Origin of the sequence: Actinoalloteichus fjordicus, assembly GCF_001941625.1 — a bacterium.
GTDB lineage: Bacteria > Actinomycetota > Actinomycetes > Mycobacteriales > Pseudonocardiaceae > Actinoalloteichus_A > Actinoalloteichus_A fjordicus.
In genome coordinates, this window is sequence record NZ_CP016076.1 from 647,690 (window position 1) to 668,624 (window position 20,935).

The window sequence follows — 20,935 nt, forward strand, 5'->3', positions numbered from 1 at the left end:
GGCCGGACCGAACCGGACTGAACGACTGAGGACTGCACAGACATGGGCATCCGCAAGTACAAGCCGACGACACCGGGTCGTCGTGGTGCCAGCGTGGCCGACTTCGCCGAGATCACTCGGTCGACGCCGGAGAAGTCGCTGGTCCGTCCGCTGCACGGCCGCGGTGGTCGTAACGCGCACGGAAAGATCACGACCCGGCACAAGGGTGGTGGCCACAAGCGCGCCTACCGTCTGATCGACTTCCGTCGGTTGGACAAGGACGGCGTGCCTGCCAAGGTCGCGCACATCGAGTACGACCCGAACCGCACCGCCCGCATCGCGCTGCTGCACTACGCGGACGGCGAGAAGCGCTACATCATCGCCCCGGAGAAGACGCGCCAGGGCGACGTGATCGAGAGCGGTCCCCGGGCTGACATCAAGCCGGGCAACAACCTGCCGCTGCGCAACATCCCGACCGGCACCGTGGTGCACGCCATCGAGCTTCGGCCCGGCGGCGGCGCCAAGATCGCCAGGTCGGCGGGTGCCAGTGTGCAGCTGGTCGCCAAGGACGGGCCCTACGCCCAGCTCCGGATGCCGTCCGGTGAGATCCGCAACGTGGACGTGCGTTGTCGCGCCACGATCGGTGAGGTCGGCAACTCCGAGCAGGGCAACATCAACTGGGGCAAGGCGGGACGGATGCGGTGGAAGGGCAAGCGCCCGACCGTCCGTGGTGTCGCCATGAACCCGGTCGACCACCCCCACGGTGGTGGTGAGGGTAAGACCTCCGGTGGTCGCCACCCGGTGAACCCGGCTGGTAAGCCCGAGGGTCGTACGCGTCGTAACAAGCCGAGTGACAAGCTCATCGTCCGCCGACGCCGCACCGGCAAGAAGCGCTGAGCAGGGAGGGAGTGAAGGATGCCACGCAGCCTGAAGAAGGGCCCGTTCGTCGACGACCACCTGCTCAAGAAGGTGGACGTACTGAACGAGTCCGGCAAGAAGACGGTGATCAAGACCTGGTCCCGGCGCTCGACGATCATTCCGGACATGCTCGGGCACACGTTCGCCGTGCACGACGGTCGCAAGCACGTCCCGGTGTTCGTGTCCGAGGCGATGGTGGGTCACAAGCTGGGCGAGTTCGCCCCGACCCGCACCTTCAAAGGTCACGTCAAGGAAGACCGCAGGTCTCGCCGCCGCTGACGCGGGCTTCGACGCGAGATTCACGGACTAGCAAGAGCAAGGGGAAACAGCGATGAACGCCCGAAACGACGCTGTGGCGCCGGAAGGCGAAGAGACGCCGTCGCGTGCCGTGGCGCGGGCCCGCTATGTCCGCGCCACGCCGATGAAGGTGCGCCGCGTGGTCGATCTCGTCAGGGGCCGTCACGCTCAGGAGGCCCTGGCCGTGCTCCGGTTCGCGCCGCAGTCTGCCAGCGAGCCGGTCGAGAAGGTGCTTGCGAGCGCCATCGCCAACGCCGAGAACAACCTCGACCTCGATCCGGAGACGCTCTGGATCAGCAGCATCTACGTGGACGAGGGGCCGACGCTGAAGCGCATCCGGCCGCGGGCTCAGGGCCGCGCGTACCGGGTCCGTAAGCGGACCAGCCACATCACCGTCGAGGTCGAGTCCCGGCCGCAGGCCACGGGCCGGACTCGCAAGTCCAGCGTGAAGGGAAGTGCCCGGTAGTGGGTCAGAAAATCAACCCGCACGGCTTCCGGCTGGGGATCACCACCGACTGGAAGTCCCGCTGGTACGCCGACAAGCAGTACGCCGAGTATGTGTCGGAGGACGTCAAGATCCGCCGAATGCTCTCCAAGGGCATGGAGCGGGCAGGCATCTCCAAGGTGGAGATCGAGCGCACCCGAGACCGGGTCCGCGTCGACATCCACACCGCACGGCCCGGCATCGTGATCGGCCGCCGCGGCGCGGAGGCCGACCGCATCCGCGGTGAGCTGGAGAAGCTGACCAAGAAGCAGATCCAGCTCAACATCCTTGAGGTCAAGGGTTCCGAGTCCGATTCGCAGCTCGTGGCGCAGAACGTCGCCGAGCAGCTCTCCAACCGGGTGTCCTTCCGGCGCGCGATGCGTAAGGCGATGCAGTCGTCGATGCGCTCGCCGCAGGTCAAGGGCATTCGGGTGCAGGTGAGCGGCCGCCTCGGCGGTGCGGAGATGTCGCGCTCGGAGTTCTACCGCGAGGGTCGGGTTCCGCTGCACACGCTGCGTGCGGACATCGACTACGGCTTCTTCGAGGCCAAGACGACCTTCGGCCGTATCGGCGTGAAGGTCTGGATCTACAAGGGTGAGCTGGTCGGCGGCCTGAAGGCTCGCGAGGCTGCGGCTGCCGAGGCTCGGGCACCTCGCCGGGACCGTTCGGATCGGGCGGACCGCCCGGACCGGCCCAACCGTCGTCGCTCCGGTGCGTCCGGGACGACCGCGGCAGGCACCGAGGCCGGACGGGCTGCGGCCGAGACGGCGGAGAAGACGGCGGTCGCGACTTCGCCGTCCGCCGGCGAGAAGACGGAGGGCTGAGAAGTGCTCATCCCGCGTAAGGTCAAGTTCCGTAAGCAGCACCGCCCCGACCGGAGCGGCGCAGCCAAGGGCGGGACGCGGGTCACCTTCGGTGAGTTCGGGATCCAGGCTCTGGAGCCCGCTTACGTCACCAACAGGCAGATCGAGTCCGCTCGTATCGCCATCAACCGGCACATCCGTCGTGGTGGCAAGGTCTGGATCAACATCTTCCCGGACCGCCCGCTGACCAAGAAGCCTGCCGAGACCCGGATGGGTTCCGGTAAGGGTTCGCCGGAGCAGTGGATCTCCAATGTGAAGCCCGGCCGGGTGCTGTTCGAGATGACTTACCCGAACGAGACGGTCGCTCGCGAGGCGTTGCTGCGCGCGATTCACAAGCTTCCGATGAAGTGCCGCATCGTCACACGTGAGGGTGGTGAGTTCTGATGGCAGCGGTCAGCACCGCAGCCGAGCTGCGTGAGCTCACCGAGAGCGAGCTCGTTCAGCGTCTTCGGGAGGCCAAGGAGGAGCTGTTCAACCTCCGCTTCCAGATGGCGACCGGACAGCTGGAGAACAACCGTCGGCTGCGCGTCGTGCGGCATGACATCGCCAGGATCTACACCGTGATGCGTGAGCGCGAGCTGGGCTTGTCCGTCTCGCCGGACCAGGCGGACGCGACCACGAGTGAAGGTGCGGCATGAGCGAGAACGAGCAGAAGACCGAGACGCGGAACAACCGCAAGGTTCGCGAGGGTTACGTCGTCTCGGACAAGATGGACAAGACGGTCGTCGTGCAGCTTGAGGACCGTAAGAAGCACTCCCTGTACGGCAAGGTTCTGCGGAGCACCACCAAGGTCAAGGTGCACGACGAGCAGAACGCCGCAGGCGTGGGCGACCGGGTCCTGCTCATGGAGACTCGACCGCTGTCGGCGACCAAGCGCTGGCGCATCGTCGAGATCCTCGAGAAGGCCAGGTAGGAATCGCGGCGCTTCGGCAGGGTGGTCTCCTGCCGAAGCCGTGCCTGTCAGTAAGGTGCGGCGTCGGCGCCTGGTCCGAGACTGTCAGAGGTCTCAGACCGACCAAGAGGCACTACTAGAGACGACCGCGCCCGTCGGGTCGGAAATCCGGCGGGCAATACGCAGGTCAGGAGTTGACGTGATTCAGCAGGAGTCGCGGCTCCGCGTCGCTGACAACACCGGAGCCAAGGAGATCTTGTGCATCCGGGTGTTGGGCGGCTCGGGGCGGCGGTACGCGGGCATCGGCGACATCATCGTCGCGACCGTGAAGGAAGCGATCCCGGGCGCCAACGTGAAGCGTGGTGACGTGATCAAGGCCGTCATCGTGCGCACCGTGAAGGAGCGCCGTCGTCCGGACGGTTCCTACATCCGGTTCGACGAGAACGCCGCGGTGATCATCAAGGCGGACAACGAGCCGCGCGGCACGCGCATCTTCGGCCCGGTGGGTCGCGAACTGCGTGACAAGAGGTTCATGAAGATCATCTCGTTGGCGCCGGAGGTGCTCTGATGAAGGTGCACAAGGGCGACACTGTCGTGATCATCGCAGGCAAGGACAAGGGCGCCAAGGGCAAGGTCATCCAGGCCTACCCGCAGACGTCGAAGGTCCTCGTCGAGGGCGTCAACCGGATCAAGAAGCACACCAAGATCAGCCGCACTCAGCGTGGCGCGCAGTCTGGTGGCATCGTGACCCAGGAAGCGCCGATCCACGTCAGCAACGTTCAGGTGGTGGACTCGGACGGTACCCCGACCAGGGTCGGCTACCGGACGGATGAGGACGGGCGCCGGATTCGCATCTCGCGCCGCAACGGTAAGGACATCTGATCATGACGACTGCTGAGAAGATCGTCCCCCGGCTCAAGCTCCGGTACCGCGAGGAGATCGTCGGTGCGTTGCGCGAGGAGTACGACTACTCGAACGTGATGCAGGTCCCGGGCGTCGTCAAGGTCGTCGTGAACATGGGCGTCGGCGACGCGGCCAGGGACGGCAAGCTGATCGAGCCCGCGATCCGCGATCTGGCCACCATCACCGGTCAGCGTCCCGAGGTGCGGCGCGCGCGTAAGTCGATCGCGCAGTTCAAGCTGCGTGAGGGCATGCCGATCGGCGCCAGGGCGACGCTGCGCGGCGACCGCATGTGGGAGTTCCTGGACCGGCTGCTGACCATCGCGCTGCCGCGTATCCGTGACTTCCGCGGCCTGTCGGACCGCCAGTTCGACGGCAACGGCAACTACACCTTCGGGTTGAGCGAGCAGTCGATGTTCCACGAGATCGACCCCGACTCGATCGATCGCCCCAGGGGCATGGACATCACGATCGTCACCACCGCGATCAACGACGAGGAGGGGCGGGCGCTGCTGCGGCACCTCGGTTTTCCCTTCAAGTCCGCTGACAGCGGACGATGAGGACAAGGACGAGGAGAGCCGATGGCTAAGAAGTCGCTGGTCGCCAAGGCGGCGCGGAAGCCGAAGTTCGCGGTGCGGGCGTACACCCGTTGCCAGCGCTGCGGTCGCCCGCACGCCGTGTTCCGTAAGTTCGGCCTCTGCCGGGTGTGCCTTCGCGAGATGGCGCACGCAGGCGAGCTGCCGGGCGTTCGCAAGTCCAGCTGGTGATCGGCACGCCCCAGCGGCGTGACGACCTACCGGCACACTGACCATCCCAGTTCGCTCCAGGCCCAGCCGATCGGCTGGGAACCAGGGCGAGAAAGGTTGACCAGGTCACCATGACCATGACCGACCCGATCGCAGACTTCCTGACTCGTCTGCGTAACGCGAACTCGGCATACCACGACGAGGTCGTGTTGCCGCACTCCAAGCTCAAGGCGAACATCGCCGAGATCCTCAAGCGTGAGGGCTACATCTCGGGGCATCGCGTCGAGCAGGGTGAGAAGTGCCAGAACCTGGTCGTCGAGCTGAAGTACGGCCCGAACCGCGAGCGCAGCATCGCGGGTCTGCGGCGCGTGTCCAAGCCCGGTCTTCGGGTTTACGCCAAGTCGACCAACCTGCCCAAGGTGCTGGGCGGTCTCGGAGTGGCGATCATCTCCTCCTCCGGCGGTCTCGTGACCGATCGGCAGGCGGGCAAGCAGGGAGTGGGCGGGGAAGTCCTCGCCTACGTCTGGTGAGAAAGGGGGTATCGGAATGTCGCGCATCGGAAAACTGCCGGTAACCGTGCCCTCCGGCGTCGAGGTCACCCTCGACGGCCGCATGGTGACGGTCAAGGGGCCCAAGGGCACCCTGTCCCACACCCTTGCCGAGCCGATCACCGCTGAGCGGTCGGAGGACGGCGCGGTTGTGGTGAAGCGTCCGGACGACGAGCGGAAGAGTCGTTCGCTGCACGGGTTGAGCCGCACGCTGGTGGCCAACCTGATCACCGGGGTCAGCCAGGGCTACGAGAAGAAGCTCGAGATCCACGGCGTGGGTTACCGCGTCGCGCTCAAGGGCGGCGAACTCGAGTTCGCCCTCGGCTACAGCCACCCGGTGAAGATCACGCCTCCGGAGGGCATCAGCTTCGTGGTGGAGAACCCGACTCGGTTCTCCGTCCAGGGCATCGACAAGCAGCGGGTTGGCGAGGTTGCGGCCAACATTCGCAAGCTGCGCAAGCCTGACCCGTATAAGGGCAAGGGTGTGCGGTACGCGGGTGAGGTCATCCGCCGCAAGGTCGGAAAGACGGGTAAGTGAGCATGAGCGAGACCACTGCAACCACCGCTGCCAAGCGCAAGCCTGTCGGCAAGGACGTCTCCACGGTGCGTCGGGTGGCCAGGGCACGCAGGCACTTCCGTATCCGGAAGAAGGTCGCGGGCTCTGCTGAGCGTCCTCGTCTGGTCGTCACTCGGTCCTCGCGGCACATCGTCGCCCAGGTGATCGACGACCTCGCGGGCGTCACGCTGGCCTCTGCGTCGAGCCTGGAGGCCGACGTCCGAGGACTGGACGGCGACAAGAAGGCCCGTGCGGCCAAGGTCGGCGCGTTGGTCGCGGACCGGGCCAAGGGCGCGGGCATCCAAGGGGTCGTCTTCGACCGCGGCGGCTACGAGTACCACGGTCGGGTGGCCGCACTCGCCGACGCGGCGCGCGAGGCGGGGCTGGAGTTCTGAGAGACATGCAGAAGATCAAGCAGAACGAGAGGGTCGTCTGATGCCAGGACGCACACGTCGTGAGGGCGGTGGCGAGCGCGGAGAGCGCCGCGACCGTCGGGACGGTGGCCGCGGCGGGGCGGCTCAGGAGAAGACCCCGCATCTGGAGCGCGTCGTCGCGATCAACCGGGTGGCGAAGGTCGTCAAGGGTGGTCGTCGGTTCAGCTTCACCGCGCTGGTGATCGTCGGAGACGGCGACGGCATGGTGGGCGTCGGCTACGGCAAGGCCAAGGAGGTGCCTGCCGCGATCGCCAAGGGTGTGGAAGAGGCGAAGAAGAACTTCTTCCGCGTCCCTCGGATCGCGGGCACCATCACTCACCCCATCCAGGGTGAGAAGGCGGCCGGTGTGGTGCTGCTTCGCCCGGCGAGCCCCGGTACCGGTGTCATCGCCGGCGGCCCGGTGCGTGCCGTGCTGGAGTGCGCAGGCGTCCACGACGTCCTGAGCAAGTCGCTCGGCAGTGACAACGCCATCAACGTCGTGCACGCCACGGTGGCCGCGCTCAAGGGCTTGCAGCGTCCGGAGGAGGTGGCTGCTCGCCGCGGCCTGCCTCTCGAGGACGTCGCCCCGGCAGGAATGCTGCGGGCTCGCGCCGGACAGGGGGTGTGAGGCTATGTCGCAGCTGAAGGTGACGCAGCTTCGCAGCACCATCGGCACCAAGCAGAACCAGCGGGACTCGCTGCGCACCCTCGGGCTGCGCAAGATCCGGCAGGAAGTGGTGCGCGATGACACTCCCCAGGTCCGCGGTCTGATCCACACCGTGCGTCACCTGGTGAAGGTCGAAGAGGTGAACTGAAGCAATGGCCATCAAGATTCACCACCTGCGGCCTGCTCCTGGTTCCAAGACCGCGAAGACTCGCGTCGGTCGTGGTGAGGGTTCCAAGGGCAAGACCGCTGGTCGTGGTACCAAGGGCACGAAGGCCCGGAGCAATGTGAAGGCCGGGTTCGAGGGCGGTCAGCTTCCGCTCCAGATGCGGCTGCCGAAGCTCAAGGGCTTCAAGAACCGCTTCCGGGTCGAGTACCAGGTCGTCAACATCGGCGATCTGGCGAGGCTGTTCCCCGAGGGCGGCACCATCGGCATCGCCGAGCTGGTCGCCGCGGGAGCCGTCCGGAAGAACGAGCTGGTCAAGGTGCTGGGCAACGGCGACCTCGGCGATGTGAAGTTGAGCGTCACCGCGAACCGGTTCTCCGGCAGCGCGATCGAGAAGATCACGGCGGCCGGTGGGAGCACCACCACCGTCTGAGTTCTTCATCGAGCACGACGAAACGGCTCGCAGGTTCTCCTGCGGGCCGTTCGTCGTCGGTGGGGCGGGTCAGAACACGCAGGAGCCGCTGGGAATGCTGCCGTTCCCTCGGTAGTTGACGCGGTTGGTGACGGAGGATTCGCGTTTGATGCGGGCGGCCAGTGTCTGGCCCTTCTCCAACCAGGCGATCTCTGCTTCAGGGCTGGTCCAGAGTGGCTCTTGGGGTGTGTCGTCGTTGTAGACGGCCTGGAACTCGTCGTCCCATTCGGTGAGGTCGTGGACGAGTTCAGGACTGAGGCCGAGGAGTTCGGCTGCTTCGTCGATCTCGTGGTCGTATTGGGGCGAATCGCCGACCCAGAACCAGAAGCACGGTTCTTCCCAGCCCGCGTGGAGGACGACGTCATAGCCTGCCATGGGTGCTCCTGTCTTCTCAGAAGACGCACTCACCATCGGCGATGGTGCCGTTACCGAAGTATTCAACCCTGGACACGACCGGGGATTCGCGTTTGATGCGGGCGGCGAGTGTCTTGCCCTTCTCTAGCCAGGCCTGTCTGGCCTCGGGGCTCGGCCATTCGGAGTCCTGCGGGACGTCGATGTTGAGGACGTCCTGGTATTCGTCGTCCCAGTCGGTGAGTTCGGCGGCGAGGTCATCGCTCAGTGACAGCAGCTCAGCGGCTTCCTCGACCGAGTGTTGGAGCATGGGAGAGCGGCTGGTTCGGAACCGGATGCAGTCCTCGCCCCAGCCTGCGTGCAGAGTGACGTCATAGCCCGCCGTGTCACCGGTCATCAGTGGATAGTTCCTTCTGCCACGGATCGAAGAGTGAGAAGTACGACCGTCCGTCGGTCTCCTTCGACGGAGGGGAGCTGGCACCCGTCGCTGTCTGCGTCAGAACACGCAGGAGCCGCTCGGGAAAGTACCGTCACCTCGATAGACGACGCGGTTGGTGACGGGCGATTCTCGTTTGATGCGGGCGGCTAGTGTCTTGCCCTTTTCCAGCCAGGCGGTCTCTGCTTCAGGGCTGGTCCAAAGTGGTTCCTGGGGAGTGTCGTCGTTGTAGACGGCTTGGAATTCGTCGTCCCACTCCGTGAGGTCATGGACTAGTTCGGGGCTGAGGCCGAGGAGTTCCGCGGCTTCGTCGATCTCGTGGTCGTATTGGGGTGATTCGCCGACCCAGAACCAGAAGGGCGGTTCCTCCCATCCTGCGTGAAGGACGACGTCATAGCCTGCCATGTTTGCTCCTGTCTCGGTGTTGCCGAAGTACCTGGTCGAGGGGTATCGGATGTGCGCCGACGATGTAGCCATTGCTGCTGACGGTGATGGCGATTCGTCGAGGCCCATCGCCGATGTCTACTTCGTAGACCGGTCGGTCCCTGCCGCTATAGCCGACAACGCGTCCTCGCTCCAATGCAGCAATGATCAGCGCCGGTAGCTGTTCTCGTGGTGTCCCGAGGTATTCGAACTGCTCGGGCCTGCCGTCGCTCATGACGTGTCCCAGCCCGGAGTTTTTGGTCCCGGTCTCGAGCCAGACAAGGCGGCCGTTCCGGAGGCGAGTCATTCGGACGATCTTGTCTGTGCTGATCTTCGTGCCACTACGGCGTAGCTCGGCGATCCAGTCGGCATACTTCACTCCAGGATCGGCCGTGTGGTCGGGAGGCGGTGGCGGTGGCTGCGGTCCTGTCGACGGTTCGGCGGAGGAGTGCGGGGCACTCGGCGGTCCGCTAGTCCCTCCGCCCGCCTCCGCGATGCCGTGTCCCGCGATGGAATGGCAGTAGGCGTCGATGACGTCCTGGGCCTGGCGGAGCATGGCATCGGCGGTCTGGACGTCGTCGCCTGCGGCCCGTGCGTGGTGGGTGATCTGGTCGACGTGCGGCTGTGTCGATCCGGCCGTGGCCGCGCCGACGATGGCGGCGCCGTCCGTGATCGCGTCAGCGGCGCGGGCGGCCTCGCGGCGGGCCTGAGTGACGAGTGCGTAGGCCTGCCGCAGCTTCGCCACGATCTCGGTGACAGACAATGCCGGACCCCCTACGGTGTGTGATCACGCCGTCATGGTGCCCGAGGTGCGGCTGCCAGGGTCGCACGGGGTGTGCCTGCGCGCGTACGCGAGTGACCGCGTGTCTGTGGGCATCGACCGCCCCGCCGAGGGCTAGCGAGGCGCGTAGGTGCCGTCCTTGACGGCTGACATGAAGGCGGCCCACTGGGGGTGGGTGAAGGCGGTGGTGCCCTGGTCGGGGGTGACGCTGTTGCGGACGTAGACCGCGTCGTCGGTGAACATCGTCTCGACGCACGTGTTGCCGTTGTGGGATCTGGTGGAGACGAACCACTCGTTGGTGTTCCGTGCCATGGCCGGCTCATTTCAGCTCGCGATGGACCCGGCGGAGGAACGCGGTGCTCTCCTTGAGTCCCAGGGCTGTCGCCTTGAGCAGGTCGAGATGGTGCGCCGCGCGGGCGACCTCTGCTCGTCGATCCTGGAAGACGTCTCGCCCGTGGCTGTCCATGATAAGTATGTCGGGTGCTGGGGAGGGAAACCGATGCCAGGTCACGGTGATCCCGAGAAACGGATGTGGTCCAGCCCCGAAGGGCAGAACTTGGATGACGACGTTCTCCAGGTCCTCATTCGTCTTGATCAGGTGAGCAACCTGTTGGCGCATGGTCTCGGTACCGCCGATGCCCGTGCGGAGGGCGGCCTCGCCGAGGATGCACCAGTACCTGAGCGGCGGACGATCGTTCCTGGTCAGGACTGCCGCTCGCTCCAGGCGGAGATCGACGAAGCGAGCGACTTCGTCGGGCCTGTTGTCGCGACCCCAGCGGAGGGTCGCTTCGATGTAGGGCGCTACTTGAAGCAGACCTGGGATCAACTCGGAGGAGTAGAAGACCGAAGACGTCGCCTGGGACTCCAGATCAATGGCTCGACGCAGGTTGGTCGGGGTCACGGCCGTCGTGTACGGGCTCGGCGGACGACGACGCCGTGTCGTACGCGCAAACTCGATCAGCTCAGCACGCTCATCCTCACCGATCGCGTACCTGTCGAGCAGCTTCTCCAACTCGACGGGTTTGGGCTTGGACCTGCCCACCTCGAGATCGCCGATCTTGGAGAGACTGCATCCGAGTAGGTCGGCAGCCTCTTCTCGCGTCACGCCCGCCTTCTCACGCATTCGTCGCAAGGTTGCCGCGACCTGCACGTGCTCGGTCCTGACTCGCCTGTCGCTCAAGATCCGTCCTCCCTGCCACGACGCTTGTGCGGAGAAGCTCAGCCTGTTCGCTGACCAGACTCAAGTCTCGGCACGGGATTCACGCCAAAGGATTAACGTCTAATTCTGGCACGTAGTTTAGCCTCGACGTGAGGAGATCGGCTGGTCCGGAAGCCGATCATCGTCCCGAGGGAGTGAGACATGACCACCTTGATCGACGACACGGCCACCACCGGCGGCGCCTGGGCGTACGTTCACGACGGCGACCGGCTCTACTGCAAGGCAGACAGCACGAGCGGCGCCATCGACCTGACCTTCCTCGGCGCCATGGAGTTCACGGTGGGGATGTCCGAGGAGGCCGCCTGCCGCTGCCGAGACATGCTCGACACCGCGATCACGGAGCTGCGGGCCGGGACCGTCGAGGCATCCGGAGACGCTGAGAGCGTGGCCGATCGGTCGAGGGGAAGCGCCTGACGGCGGGTGGGCAGCGTAGTAGAGGTCGATGGGCGGGCCGGCCTCCAGCCGACGGCACCCGGGCTGCGGTGCTGATCACAGCGCACTCATCCAACCCGCCGTCTGCGGCAGGGGCGGGATCGCTCGCGATCTCGCCCCGTCTGCGGTGGATGTCAGGTGAGGGGCGCTGCCCGACTCGCCTTCGGTCATCGTGTTCGCCGGCCCCGCCGAAGCATTGGCGGGCGTCCCGTGCGGCCCCGTAGAGATCCACCGCCACTCCTGGCATTTTCCCACGAAGGAGAACAGTGAGCGAGCCCCTGATCTGGCTGCGCGGTGACAAGGCGGGCATCGGCCCTTTGCGTGCCGACCTCGTGGAGGACTACTGGCGGTGGGAGCAGAGCATCCCCACCATCGTCGGATACAACCGGCGAACACCCCAGCCGATCGAGACCACCCGGCTGATTCTCATCGAAGGCTACGACCGAGCCTCGGACCGAGAGATCCGGTTCACGATCTACGACCTGACCGGAGCGACACCCAGACCGGTCGGTATAGCCCAGGTAGTGACCGATCAGCCACGCGCAACGGCGAGTACATCGTGGCCATGGGTGAATCCCGGGAGAAAGGGGTGGGTTCCGAGGCGACCGGGCTCGTGTTGGACTACGCCTTCCACGTCGCCAACCTGGCATGCGTGTACTTGAGCGTCATGGAACCGAACCAGGGAGCGATCCGCGCCTACGAGCGGGCGGGTTTCAAGCGGCAGGGCATCCGCCGCAACGCGAATATGTGGCTTGGTGAGCGGGTCGATGAGGTGCTGATGGACGCCATTCCAGCCGAGTTCGAGGGTCCCTCCTTGGTCAAACAGATGTTCCGCTGAGGCGATCTCGGCGAGAATCCGCGGTAGGTAGGCGTGGTACGGACGCTTCCTGGCGATCTTCGCCTGGGCTCCGTCCGAGTGCGGCCGAGGACATGCGGCGGGAGCCCGCCGAAGGGCGATGAGCTGTCCCGACAGTGGGCGCGAGGGCGAGGCGTCCGCCCTGCCGTTCGTGGTCGTGGACGGCGATGGTGGGCGATGGGAGCCGGTCGTCGCGTACGTGGCTTCTCACCTGGGCGGACCGGCGGTGTGCGACCTCGTCCGGGACGTGTGGATGAATCGTCCCTCGACGAGTGGTCCCAGCTCCTCGCCTGACCCGTCAGGCCCGGCGTCCCGCTGCCGATAACCATCTCGGTAGGAAGTCGGATGAAGGAGCGGACATGACCAACGCGCAGTCGCTCGAGGATCGGATCGCCACACGGATTCAGGCGTCGTCGTTAGGGGTCGCGGTAGCCGATCCGGTGAACGGGCCCGATCAGGGCGTCTACATCGACAACCCCTACAACGCGATCAATCCGAGCGTGCAGACCAGGTTCGGCAAGGACCCGAGGAAACGGATCGTGCAGTACGCGCCCGGGTCGGACACACTGCTGTCGGTCATCCCGCCGATCAAGGCGAAGTCCCTCGGCTACGGCGACACTCCGCCCTCCCACGCCGAACGCGTCAAGGCCTACCTCGACTGGGGCGCAGCGCGGGCCGTCGGGCACCCCTTCATCGGCGTCTGTGAGAGCTTCAACACCGTGGTCATCGCCATCCTGGCGGCCAAGAACAGCCCCCTGGCCGACGGCACCGTGATCGAGTACATCGGTGTGAAGCAGGGCAACCTCGGACACGCCATCGCCGTCATCGGTCGCGCCAACCAGACGGAGTCCGTCGGCCAGACGATCCCGGCCCCAGGTCTGTGGGGTGCCGACTGCATCGTGGTCGATCAGTGGTACGCCCTCCAGGCAGGCACCGTCCCGGTCTTCCACGTCGCGGGCCCGCACGCCGACACCGACTACGTCGCCTTCCTCACCACCGGCACCACCCGCACCGGCCTCTACGGCACCTTCACCAAGGACGGCACCCGCGCCAACATCAACCTTCGCTCGTGACACTGCGGGTCTCCACGACGGGCAGGCATTGACGAAACGGCGGTCGATGCCACCCGATCTCGCCAGGAGCCGGACCGGACCGCAGACAGGGGCCGGTTCGGCTACCGGGGTGACTAGAGACCTACGAGGACCATCGCCGATGACGGCTTAGCGGGGCGCTCCGGGCTCCTCGGGCTTGCGCACCAGCAGTTGCGCCTGCTGGAACTGCCGCTCGCCCTCCCGCGGCTCGCGCACCAACCGGGCGACCTCGACGAACCCGGCCTGGCGTGCCGACTCCGCGAGGCTGCCGGGCGACCATCGATAGGCGAGCGTGACCTTGTGGTCGAATTCCTGCGGCAGCGGGTCGTCACCGGCGAAGAATCCGAGCAGCAGGTGGCCGCCCGGCGCCAGCACTCGCCGGAACTCGGCGAACACGGCAGGCACGTGCTGCGGTGGCGTGTGGATCACGGAATAGAACGCGAGAATGCCGCCGAGAACCCCGTCATCGACGTCCAAGGCGGTCATCGAACCCTCGTCGAACCGCAGATCCGGATGAGCCCGGCGGGCCAGGGCGACCATCTCGGAGGACAGGTCGATGCCGAAGGCGGTCGCCCCGAGCGCGTGCAGATGCGCGGTCACGTGGCCGGGGCCGCAGCCGACATCGGCGACCGGTCCGGCATCGTGGGCCCGCACGAGTTCGGCGAAGGCGGCCAGCATCGCTCGTTCCATCGGCAAGGTCTCGAGCACGTTGCTGAACAGTTCGGCGTACCGGGGCGCAACGGCGTCGTAAGCAGCCCTGATGTCGTGCACGACAGCGGGTTCGGTCACGGCGCGAACCGTACCGTCGTCGGTGCCCACGGCCCGGCGCTGGGCTGGTCCGGCTTCTCCACGGTCGCTGCTGTGCCGATCTGATCCTTCGAGCGGGACGGCGTCGGCGGCGGAGGATCGCCCCGCGATCTGATCGATGGATGTCGCGTCGACTGCTGTGCTCGGACGCCCGCCGGAGTTCGTGACACGCGCGGCTTGCGCCATCGGCGTCTCGGCTTCGCCTCGGCGCGGAGCAGGTCGGTCCGACGGGCACGGTCGTGACCATCGAACTCGACGACGATCGGCCCCCGCCTGCGCCCGAGGTCCGTGTCAGCCGACCAGAGCCGCACCTGATCATCTCTCGGCGATCAGAGGGGAAGCCGGCCCGCCTGCGCGTGGCCGTCGACGACAATGATCACCCGACCGGGCGAAATCAGGCGGTGATCCTCCCGGCGAGTCGGCCCCGGCCGGACATCGCACCGCCCCGAGGCCGGGGAACGCCGGAATCCTGGCCTGTCTGCGGCTGCCTGCCTCGCGTCACGCCTGGTCGCTCACATATCCGCTCACGTATCCGCTCGTCGGGCCGTGCCCCGATACGCGGTCTGGCCCCGCCGGCGGCCGTCAGACGTTGCCGCCTTCGGCGGTTGACACGGCGGAACCCGTGTCTAGCGCGGCTGATCACCCGCAATACGTCCGCGCACCTTGTGGGGCATGACCACCCTGCTGTTAGAGTCGGCACACGCTTCGTGCCTGGAGGCACGCAGTGTTCCTGGCGTGCGCGCCAGGCCCGTGTACTGCCGGCACCGTGCCGGCCTATGCCGATCGTCGGAATGAGAACCCGACGACGCCGAGGAGGTCACGCGTGCTCAGCGCCTTCCGCTCGGCTCTCACTACGCCGGACTTGCGCCGCAAGATTCTGTTCACTCTCGGAATCGTGGTGATCTACCGGCTGGGGGCGAACGTTCCGTCGCCTGGGGTCTCCTCCACGAACATCCAGGAGTGCCTCAGGCTGGCTGAACAGGGCGAGAACCAGAACCTGTACTCCTTGCTCAACCTGTTCAGCGGCGGTGCTCTTCTTCAGCTGTCGGTCTTCGCGCTCGGCATCATGCCGTTCATCACCGCGAGCATCATCGTGCAGCTTCTCGGCGTCGTGATTCCGCGCTTCGAACAGCTTCGCAAGGAAGGCCAGGCCGGTCAGGCCAAGCTTCAGCAGTACACCCGCTACCTGACCATCGCCTTCGCGGTCCTTCAGGCCACCACCGTCGTCGCCCTGGCCCGCTCCGGCGCCCTGTTCCAGGGCTGCAACGAGCGCGTCATCCCCGACGACTCGATCTTCAGTCTCGTCGTGGTCGTCATCGTCATGACCGCGGGCGCCACCCTCCTGATGTGGATGGGTGAGCTGGTCACCGAGCGCGGTGTCGGCAACGGCATGTCGCTGCTGATCTTCGCCTCGATCGCGGCCCGCATCCCGGCTGAGGGTGGCAACATCCTCCAGACCGCAGGCGGCGTCGTCTTCACCGTGGTCTGCGTGTTCGCCCTCGCGATCATCGTCGCGGTCTGTTTCGTCGAGCAGGCACAGCGCCGCATCCCGGTGCAGTACGCCAAGCGCATGGTCGGCCGCCGGATGTACGGCGGGACCTCGACCTACCTGCCGCTGAAGGTCAACCAGGCGGGCGTCATCCCGGTCATCTTCGGCTCCTCGCTCCTCTACCTGCCGCAGCTGCTGTCGCAGCTCTCCGGCGAGGACAACTGGTGGCGACGGTTCGTCGACGAGTACCTGGTGCCGCAGTCGAGCTGGGTGCACATCAGCCTGTTCTTCCTGTTGATCATCTTCTTCACGTACTTCTACGTGTCGATCACGTTCAACCCGGATGAGCGCGCCGACGACATGAAGAAGTTCGGCGGCTTCGTGCCGGGCATCCGTCCCGGCAGGCCGACCGCCGAGTACCTGAGCTTCGTCTTGTCCAGGATCACGTTGCCCGGCTCGCTGTACCTGGGCATCGTGGCAGTGCTGCCGAACTTCTTCCTGAGCGTCACCGGTGACGGGAACAACCAGAACTTCCCGTTCGGCGGCACGGCGGTACTGATCATGGTCGGCGTGGGCCTCGACACTGTGAAGCAGATCGAGAGCCAGCTCATGCAGCGCAATTACGAAGGGTTCCTCAAGTAGTGCGACTGGTTCTTGTTGGCCCGCCTGGCGCGGGCAAGGGCACGCAGGCGGCTGTGCTGAGCGAGGCGCTGGGGATTCCCCACGTCTCCACCGGCGAGCTGTTCCGTGCCAACATCGACAATCGGACGCCGCTGGGGACCGAGGCCAAGCGCTACCTGGACGAGGGTTCGCTGGTTCCGGACGAGGTCACCAACGAGATGGTGCGGCAGCGCCTGCGGGAGTCCGATGCGGTGGGGGGGTTCCTGCTCGACGGGTTCCCCCGCACCATCGGGCAGGCCGACGTGCTTGCCGGAATCCTCAAGGACCAGGACGAGCACGAGCTGGACGCGGTGCTGGAGTTCAAGATCCCCGAGGAGGAGGTCGTCTCCCGGATGCTCGCTCGCGGGCGGGCGGACGACACGGAGACGGTCATCCGCAAGCGGCTGGACGTCTACCACGACAGCACCGAGCCGCTGCTCGACTACTACCGGGACAAGCTGGTGGTCATCGACGCCCTCGGCACGGTGCAGGAGATCTCCGATCGCGCCCTGAGCGCGTTGCGAGCCAGGCAGGGCGGCTGAGTTCGGATGCTCAAACGGGGTAGCGGGATCGAGCTCAAGACCAGGGGCGAGATCGAGGCCATGCGTGCGGCCGGTCTCGTGGTCGCGGGCGCCCTGCGGGCGGTCGGCGCGCAGGTCCGGGCGGGGGTGAGCACCGGCGAGCTCGACGAGGTCGCCGAGCAGTTCATCCGTGACGCGGGCGCCGTGCCGTCGTTCAAGGGCTACCACGGCTTCCCCGGATCGATCTGCACCTCGGTGAACGAGCAGGTCGTGCACGGCATCCCCTCGCGGGAGCTGATCCTCGCCGACGGAGACCTGATCTCGGTCGACTGCGGCGCGATCCTCGAGGGCTGGCACGGCGACTCGGCGGTGACCATGGCCGTCGGCACCGAGTCGGCGGCCGATGCGCTGCTCTCCGAGGCCACCCGGCTCTCGATGCTCGCGGGCATCGAGGCGGTCCGGGTGGGCAACCGGCTCGGGGACGTCTCGTGGGCGATCGAGGTCGCGACCGTCCAGGCCTGTGAACGCGACGACCGCGAGTACGGCATCGTCGAGGGTTACGGCGGGCACGGGATCGGCTCCGAGATGCACATGGAGCCGTTCGTCCCCAATCACGGCAAGCCGCGTCGGGGCCCGAAGCTCAAGGTCGGCATGGCGCTGGCCATCGAGCCGATGCTGACGCTGGGCACTGCTCAGACCAGGGAACTCGACGACGAGTGGACCGTGGTGACGGCCGACGGCTCGCGTGCGGCGCACTGGGAGCACACCGTCGCGGTCACCGAGGACGGTCCCTGGGTGCTGACGGCGCCGGAGGACTGACGCCGCCGCGCTCAGGTTGATCCCCGGCGGGTTGTCGGCAGGCCTGCTCGCCGGGTGGCGGGCCGGGGGAACCGCTCGGTCTCGTCGAGCCTCCTCGGCCTGCGCAGCCGGCTGCCCTCGAGCCCGTACCGACCCGGATGGTCCTGAGGTCGCGGTGTCGCAGTGAACGTTGTCCGGTCCGACTTCCTGCGGATACCGTGTGAGGATCATTTGTTCGGCCTTTGCTCGGGTTTCGGCCCGAAGCCCGTCGAGGACGAGGGAAACTAGTCCCGTGACCGAGCCACCCAGCCGCGAGGAAATGCGCGCGTCCGACCGCGACCGGAAGCGGACTCAGGAGCACCTGCACTGGGCTCACGCCGAGGGCCTGATCGACCTCGGCGAGTTCGACACCCGTGTGCGGGCTGCCTGGGACGCCAAGACCGGCGGTGAGCTGGCGAAGGTGACCCGCGACCTGCCGCCGGCCCGGCCGCAGGGCAAGGACCAGGCGAAACCACGCAGGCGGGTCTTCAGCGAGGACGCGGGCGGTGTCGCATTACGCGTGCTGACGATCATCTGGCTGAGCGCCACCGTGGTCAACCTGATGGTGTGGGGCCTGATCGACCTCGGCTCCTTCGAGCTGTACCCGTGGTGGCTCTGGGTGGCGCTCCCACCCGGCGGCGTCCTCGGGGTCCTCTACGCGACCGGCATCGGCAGGCCGCGACCCGAGTGACGCCACTGGCGCCATTGTGACGTCGTTCGGTATCCTCGGTGATGTCACACGGGTGATGTGATGGCATCAACGGGGCGAACGGGGTGGTCAGGGTGAGTGCGTCTGGCAGAATCGACGTCGTGGGCGAGTCGCACTCCCAGGACGAGCTGCGCGCGTCGGACACCGACCGCGGGCAGGTCGTGGAGCGCCTGAGCGCCGCGCACGCCGAGGGCAGGCTCACGATGATGGAGTTCGACGACCGGACACGCCAGGCGTGGCAGGCCCGCACCTACGGCGACCTCGCCGCGATCACCGCCGATCTTCCGGTGCCGACGCAGTCGGTGACGCCGATGACGCCCGTGACGTCCTCCTCGGTGCCCGTGGCGGCGGAGTCGGTGTCGAAGGAGGTGGACGCCTCCTTCGTGGCCGCCCGTCGGAAGGAGACGGCGACCTGGGCCTCGGTCGTCGGCGTCAGCCTGAGCATCTGGCTGGTCATCGGGATGACAGTGACCTGGGTGTATCCGTGGTGGCTCTGGATCGCGGGTCCCTGGGGCATCGTGGTCGCGCTGAAGTGGATCAACGGGCCCGCGTTCGAGTCGGAGCGTTCCGGCAGGTCAGGGCGCTCCGGGCATCGCGGCGGCGCGGGCGACGGGCATCGAGGCCACCGGTCCCGGTGATCAAGAAGCCTGCCCGATTCAGGCGTCGTCGCCGCATGTGTTAGGGGCCGTTGTCGGTCCGCTTCACGCGGCGACTACACTGGCTCAACGGCGCATTCGTCGCGCTGGTCCATCGTGTCTCTAGAGTGTTGCGTGGTGGCGGTCGCCCCCTTGTGACATGTCGTGTCCCGCCCCGGACGAGTCCGGGGCTGCCGACATGAGACGACTCGCGGTCCTCACGACGGGTGCCCGCCCTCCTAGGTCCTCGGCCTGCTCCTTCAAGCCGAGACGGGAGGGGCAGACAACTGACACCGTCACGAAACGCGGAGGACATGGGCAAGAAAGACGGGGCCATCGAGGTCGAAGGTCGCGTGGTCGAGCCGCTCCCCAACGCGATGTTCCGTGTGGAGCTGGAGAACGGACACAAGGTTCTGGCCCACATCAGCGGCAAGATGCGGCAGCACTACATCCGCATTCTGCCCGAGGACAGGGTGGTTGTGGAGCTGTCGCCCTACGACCTGTCCCGTGGGCGCATCGTCTACCGCTACAAGTGACCTCTGTGCCACTCACAGGTGCCCGGATGACCATCCGGGCTAAGCGGCATCGCTCTCGACGATCAACGCGGCGAGGGCGCATCGAGCGCAGCAGGAGAGCACGACCGTGAAGGTCCAGCCGAGCGTCAAGAAGATCTGTGACAAGTGCCAGGTGATCCGGCGGCATGGCCGGGTCTTGGTGATCTGCGACAACAAGCGTCACAAGCAGCGCCAGGGCTGAACCAGCCCCGACAGGCTCCACCACAGGTCTCTTCAGACGACCGACAGTCAAGAGGCCTCCCCACACCTGTCGCCGGATCTTCGGATCCGGTCGACTCGCCCCCGGACTCCAGGCCGGGGCCCGCTCCTTTCGCGAGGAGCGGGACGGTAGGGGAGCAGACCTGGAGTGACATGAAGGAGAACGCGCCGTATGGCACGGGTTTCTGGCGTCGACCTCCCCCGCGACAAGCGGATGGAGGTCGCGTTGACCTACATCTTCGGCATTGGCCGGACCCGTTCCCGAGAGCTGCTGGCCGCGACCGGGATCAGTCCCGATCTGCGTGCCAGGGACTTGACCGACGAGGACGTCGTCAAGCTCCGGGATCACATCGAGAACAACTACAAGGTGGAGGGTGACCTCCGCCGCGAGGTGGCTGCCGACATCAGGCGGAAGGTCGAGATCGGCTGCTACGAGGGACTGCGGCACCGCCGCAGGCTGCCCGTTCGTGGCCAGCGGACCAAGACCAATGCCCGCACGATGAAGGGGCCGAAGAAGACGGTGGCAGGCAAGAAGAAGGCCACCCGGAAGTAGCAGCACCTCGCGCGCAGCTAGGAGAGCACACCAGACATGCCACCCAAGTCTCGTTCCGGTGCCGGGGTCAAGAAGGTCCGGCGCAAGGAGAAGAAGAACATCGCGCATGGTCATGCGCACATCAAGAGCACCTTCAACAACACGATCGTGTCGATCACGGACCCGACCGGCGCAGTGATCAGCTGGGCGTCCGCAGGCCACGTCGGCTTCAAGGGCTCCAGGAAGTCGACGCCGTTCGCCGCCCAGATGGCCGCCGAGAACGCGGCCCGCAAGGCCGCCGAGCACGGCATGCGCAAGGTCGACGTGTTCGTCAAGGGCCCCGGCTCCGGCCGGGAGACCGCGATCCGGTCGTTGCAGGCTGCCGGTCTCGAGGTCGGCACCATCCAGGACGTGACCCCCCAGCCGCACAACGGCTGCAGGCCGCCCAAGCGGCGCCGGGTCTAAGAGCGCGGGAAAGGAGACAA

Annotated in this window: 36 protein-coding genes; 29 read left to right on the forward strand and 7 right to left on the reverse strand. The window is 66.6% G+C overall.

The window, feature by feature from the left end:
* Positions 1–42: 42 nt before the first annotated feature.
* The 17 genes from rplB (at position 43) to rplO (ending at position 7,859) form a co-directional block, all read left to right on the forward strand.
* Positions 43–876 carry a 50S ribosomal protein L2 gene (gene rplB, locus UA74_RS02945; protein ID WP_075738686.1) on the forward strand — a complete coding sequence of 278 codons (834 nt, stop codon included), beginning with the start codon at positions 43–45 and terminating at the stop codon, positions 874–876.
* 18 nt (positions 877–894) lie between these two features.
* Entirely contained in the window at positions 895–1,176 is a 282-nt protein-coding gene (rpsS, locus tag UA74_RS02950; protein WP_069846391.1) for a 30S ribosomal protein S19, read from the forward strand.
* Between the two features lie 52 nt (positions 1,177–1,228).
* Positions 1,229–1,660 (forward strand): 50S ribosomal protein L22, encoded by a 432-nt coding sequence (gene rplV, locus UA74_RS02955; protein ID WP_075738688.1) that lies wholly within the window; start codon positions 1,229–1,231, stop codon positions 1,658–1,660.
* Positions 1,660–2,502: a 30S ribosomal protein S3 gene (rpsC, locus tag UA74_RS02960; protein ID WP_075738690.1), complete on the forward strand. Its 843-nt coding sequence runs from the start codon at positions 1,660–1,662 to the stop codon at positions 2,500–2,502. The genes rplV and rpsC overlap by 1 nt, the downstream gene beginning before the upstream one ends.
* A 3-nt stretch (positions 2,503–2,505) precedes the next feature.
* Positions 2,506–2,925: a 50S ribosomal protein L16 gene (gene rplP / locus UA74_RS02965; protein ID WP_075738692.1), complete on the forward strand. Its 420-nt coding sequence runs from the start codon at positions 2,506–2,508 to the stop codon at positions 2,923–2,925.
* Positions 2,925–3,179, forward strand: coding sequence for a 50S ribosomal protein L29 (gene rpmC / locus UA74_RS02970; protein ID WP_069846398.1), 255 nt, complete (start codon positions 2,925–2,927; stop codon positions 3,177–3,179). Before rplP ends, rpmC begins: the two co-directional genes overlap by 1 nt.
* Positions 3,176–3,454, forward strand: coding sequence for a 30S ribosomal protein S17 (gene rpsQ, locus UA74_RS02975; RefSeq protein WP_075738694.1), 279 nt, complete (start codon positions 3,176–3,178; stop codon positions 3,452–3,454). Before rpmC ends, rpsQ begins: the two co-directional genes overlap by 4 nt.
* Before the next feature lie 178 nt (positions 3,455–3,632).
* Positions 3,633–4,001 (forward strand): 50S ribosomal protein L14, encoded by a 369-nt coding sequence (rplN, locus tag UA74_RS02980; protein ID WP_075738696.1) that lies wholly within the window; start codon positions 3,633–3,635, stop codon positions 3,999–4,001.
* Positions 4,001–4,315, forward strand: coding sequence for a 50S ribosomal protein L24 (rplX, locus tag UA74_RS02985; protein WP_075738698.1), 315 nt, complete (start codon positions 4,001–4,003; stop codon positions 4,313–4,315). Before rplN ends, rplX begins: the two co-directional genes overlap by 1 nt.
* A 2-nt stretch (positions 4,316–4,317) precedes the next feature.
* Positions 4,318–4,893, forward strand: coding sequence for a 50S ribosomal protein L5 (rplE, locus tag UA74_RS02990; protein ID WP_075738700.1), 576 nt, complete (start codon positions 4,318–4,320; stop codon positions 4,891–4,893).
* A 21-nt stretch (positions 4,894–4,914) separates the two neighbouring features.
* Positions 4,915–5,100: a type Z 30S ribosomal protein S14 gene (locus UA74_RS02995; protein WP_075738702.1), complete on the forward strand. Its 186-nt coding sequence runs from the start codon at positions 4,915–4,917 to the stop codon at positions 5,098–5,100.
* A 110-nt stretch (positions 5,101–5,210) separates the two neighbouring features.
* Entirely contained in the window at positions 5,211–5,609 is a 399-nt protein-coding gene (gene rpsH, locus UA74_RS03000) for a 30S ribosomal protein S8 (RefSeq protein ID WP_069846406.1), read from the forward strand.
* 16 nt (positions 5,610–5,625) lie between these two features.
* A complete protein-coding gene (gene rplF, locus UA74_RS03005; protein WP_075738704.1) occupies positions 5,626–6,165 on the forward strand; it encodes a 50S ribosomal protein L6 in 540 nt (179 codons plus the stop codon).
* The gene (gene rplR, locus UA74_RS03010; protein WP_404799960.1) at positions 6,162–6,578 is read left to right on the forward strand and encodes a 50S ribosomal protein L18; all 417 of its coding nucleotides are present in this window, start codon (positions 6,162–6,164) and stop codon (positions 6,576–6,578) included. The genes rplF and rplR overlap by 4 nt, the downstream gene beginning before the upstream one ends.
* A 40-nt stretch (positions 6,579–6,618) precedes the next feature.
* Complete coding sequence (rpsE, locus tag UA74_RS03015; protein ID WP_075738708.1) at positions 6,619–7,224, forward strand: 30S ribosomal protein S5; 606 nt, start codon at positions 6,619–6,621, stop codon at positions 7,222–7,224.
* A gap of 4 nt (positions 7,225–7,228) precedes the next feature.
* Positions 7,229–7,411 (forward strand): 50S ribosomal protein L30, encoded by a 183-nt coding sequence (gene rpmD, locus UA74_RS03020; protein ID WP_075738710.1) that lies wholly within the window; start codon positions 7,229–7,231, stop codon positions 7,409–7,411.
* 4 nt (positions 7,412–7,415) lie between these two features.
* Complete coding sequence (gene rplO, locus UA74_RS03025; protein ID WP_075738712.1) at positions 7,416–7,859, forward strand: 50S ribosomal protein L15; 444 nt, start codon at positions 7,416–7,418, stop codon at positions 7,857–7,859.
* A gap of 69 nt (positions 7,860–7,928) precedes the next feature.
* Here rplO and UA74_RS03030 read toward each other — a convergent pair whose 3' ends face one another.
* From UA74_RS03030 to UA74_RS03055, 6 genes are all read right to left on the reverse strand, one after another.
* A complete protein-coding gene (locus tag UA74_RS03030) occupies positions 7,929–8,273 on the reverse strand; it encodes a hypothetical protein (RefSeq protein ID WP_075738714.1) in 345 nt (114 codons plus the stop codon).
* 16 nt (positions 8,274–8,289) lie between these two features.
* Positions 8,290–8,646 (reverse strand): hypothetical protein, encoded by a 357-nt coding sequence (locus UA74_RS03035; protein ID WP_075738716.1) that lies wholly within the window; start codon positions 8,644–8,646, stop codon positions 8,290–8,292.
* Positions 8,647–8,745: 99 nt separating this feature from the next.
* On the reverse strand, positions 8,746–9,090 hold the full coding sequence (locus tag UA74_RS03040; RefSeq protein ID WP_075738718.1) for a hypothetical protein: 345 nt from the start codon (positions 9,088–9,090) through the stop codon (positions 8,746–8,748).
* Positions 9,077–9,871 (reverse strand): hypothetical protein, encoded by a 795-nt coding sequence (locus UA74_RS30530; protein ID WP_083682882.1) that lies wholly within the window; start codon positions 9,869–9,871, stop codon positions 9,077–9,079. Before UA74_RS30530 ends, UA74_RS03040 begins: the two co-directional genes overlap by 14 nt.
* Before the next feature lie 132 nt (positions 9,872–10,003).
* Positions 10,004–10,201 (reverse strand): DUF397 domain-containing protein, encoded by a 198-nt coding sequence (locus tag UA74_RS03050; RefSeq protein ID WP_075738720.1) that lies wholly within the window; start codon positions 10,199–10,201, stop codon positions 10,004–10,006.
* Between the two features lie 7 nt (positions 10,202–10,208).
* Positions 10,209–11,039 carry a helix-turn-helix domain-containing protein gene (locus UA74_RS03055; protein ID WP_257787511.1) on the reverse strand — a complete coding sequence of 277 codons (831 nt, stop codon included), beginning with the start codon at positions 11,037–11,039 and terminating at the stop codon, positions 10,209–10,211.
* Between the two features lie 210 nt (positions 11,040–11,249).
* Here UA74_RS03055 and UA74_RS03060 point away from each other — a divergent pair, with 210 nt between their 5' ends.
* The 3 genes from UA74_RS03060 to UA74_RS03070 all read left to right on the forward strand — a co-directional run bounded on the left by UA74_RS03060 (position 11,250) and on the right by UA74_RS03070 (position 13,469).
* Complete coding sequence (locus UA74_RS03060; RefSeq protein ID WP_075738723.1) at positions 11,250–11,522, forward strand: hypothetical protein; 273 nt, start codon at positions 11,250–11,252, stop codon at positions 11,520–11,522.
* 583 nt (positions 11,523–12,105) lie between these two features.
* Positions 12,106–12,378 (forward strand): GNAT family N-acetyltransferase, encoded by a 273-nt coding sequence (locus UA74_RS33265; RefSeq protein ID WP_232237792.1) that lies wholly within the window; start codon positions 12,106–12,108, stop codon positions 12,376–12,378.
* A gap of 377 nt (positions 12,379–12,755) precedes the next feature.
* A complete protein-coding gene (locus UA74_RS03070) occupies positions 12,756–13,469 on the forward strand; it encodes a hypothetical protein (RefSeq protein WP_075738725.1) in 714 nt (237 codons plus the stop codon).
* Positions 13,470–13,616: 147 nt separating this feature from the next.
* On the opposite strand, the gene UA74_RS03075 is transcribed toward UA74_RS03070, so the two are convergent.
* Positions 13,617–14,276, reverse strand: coding sequence for a class I SAM-dependent methyltransferase (locus UA74_RS03075; protein ID WP_075743350.1), 660 nt, complete (start codon positions 14,274–14,276; stop codon positions 13,617–13,619).
* An 841-nt stretch (positions 14,277–15,117) separates the two neighbouring features.
* Here UA74_RS03075 and secY point away from each other — a divergent pair.
* The 9 genes from secY to rpsK all read left to right on the forward strand — a co-directional run bounded on the left by secY (position 15,118) and on the right by rpsK (position 20,915).
* Positions 15,118–16,425: a preprotein translocase subunit SecY gene (gene secY, locus UA74_RS03085; RefSeq protein WP_075738729.1), complete on the forward strand. Its 1,308-nt coding sequence runs from the start codon at positions 15,118–15,120 to the stop codon at positions 16,423–16,425.
* Complete coding sequence (locus UA74_RS03090) at positions 16,425–16,985, forward strand: adenylate kinase (protein ID WP_075738731.1); 561 nt, start codon at positions 16,425–16,427, stop codon at positions 16,983–16,985. Before secY ends, UA74_RS03090 begins: the two co-directional genes overlap by 1 nt.
* Positions 16,986–16,991: 6 nt before the next feature.
* A complete protein-coding gene (map, locus tag UA74_RS03095) occupies positions 16,992–17,783 on the forward strand; it encodes a type I methionyl aminopeptidase (RefSeq protein ID WP_075738733.1) in 792 nt (263 codons plus the stop codon).
* Positions 17,784–18,054: 271 nt separating this feature from the next.
* Positions 18,055–18,492: a DUF1707 SHOCT-like domain-containing protein gene (locus UA74_RS03100; RefSeq protein ID WP_075738735.1), complete on the forward strand. Its 438-nt coding sequence runs from the start codon at positions 18,055–18,057 to the stop codon at positions 18,490–18,492.
* Positions 18,493–18,611: 119 nt separating this feature from the next.
* Entirely contained in the window at positions 18,612–19,148 is a 537-nt protein-coding gene (locus tag UA74_RS03105) for a DUF1707 SHOCT-like domain-containing protein (protein ID WP_075738737.1), read from the forward strand.
* A 311-nt stretch (positions 19,149–19,459) separates the two neighbouring features.
* Positions 19,460–19,681, forward strand: a complete 222-nt coding sequence (gene infA / locus UA74_RS03110; RefSeq protein ID WP_005166804.1) for a translation initiation factor IF-1 — start codon at positions 19,460–19,462, stop codon at positions 19,679–19,681.
* Positions 19,682–19,787: 106 nt separating this feature from the next.
* Positions 19,788–19,901, forward strand: coding sequence for a 50S ribosomal protein L36 (gene rpmJ / locus UA74_RS03115; protein WP_069846422.1), 114 nt, complete (start codon positions 19,788–19,790; stop codon positions 19,899–19,901).
* Between the two features lie 189 nt (positions 19,902–20,090).
* Positions 20,091–20,471, forward strand: coding sequence for a 30S ribosomal protein S13 (rpsM, locus tag UA74_RS03120; protein ID WP_075738739.1), 381 nt, complete (start codon positions 20,091–20,093; stop codon positions 20,469–20,471).
* A gap of 36 nt (positions 20,472–20,507) precedes the next feature.
* Entirely contained in the window at positions 20,508–20,915 is a 408-nt protein-coding gene (gene rpsK, locus UA74_RS03125) for a 30S ribosomal protein S11 (RefSeq protein WP_075738741.1), read from the forward strand.
* The last annotated feature ends 20 nt before the right edge of the window (positions 20,916–20,935 follow it).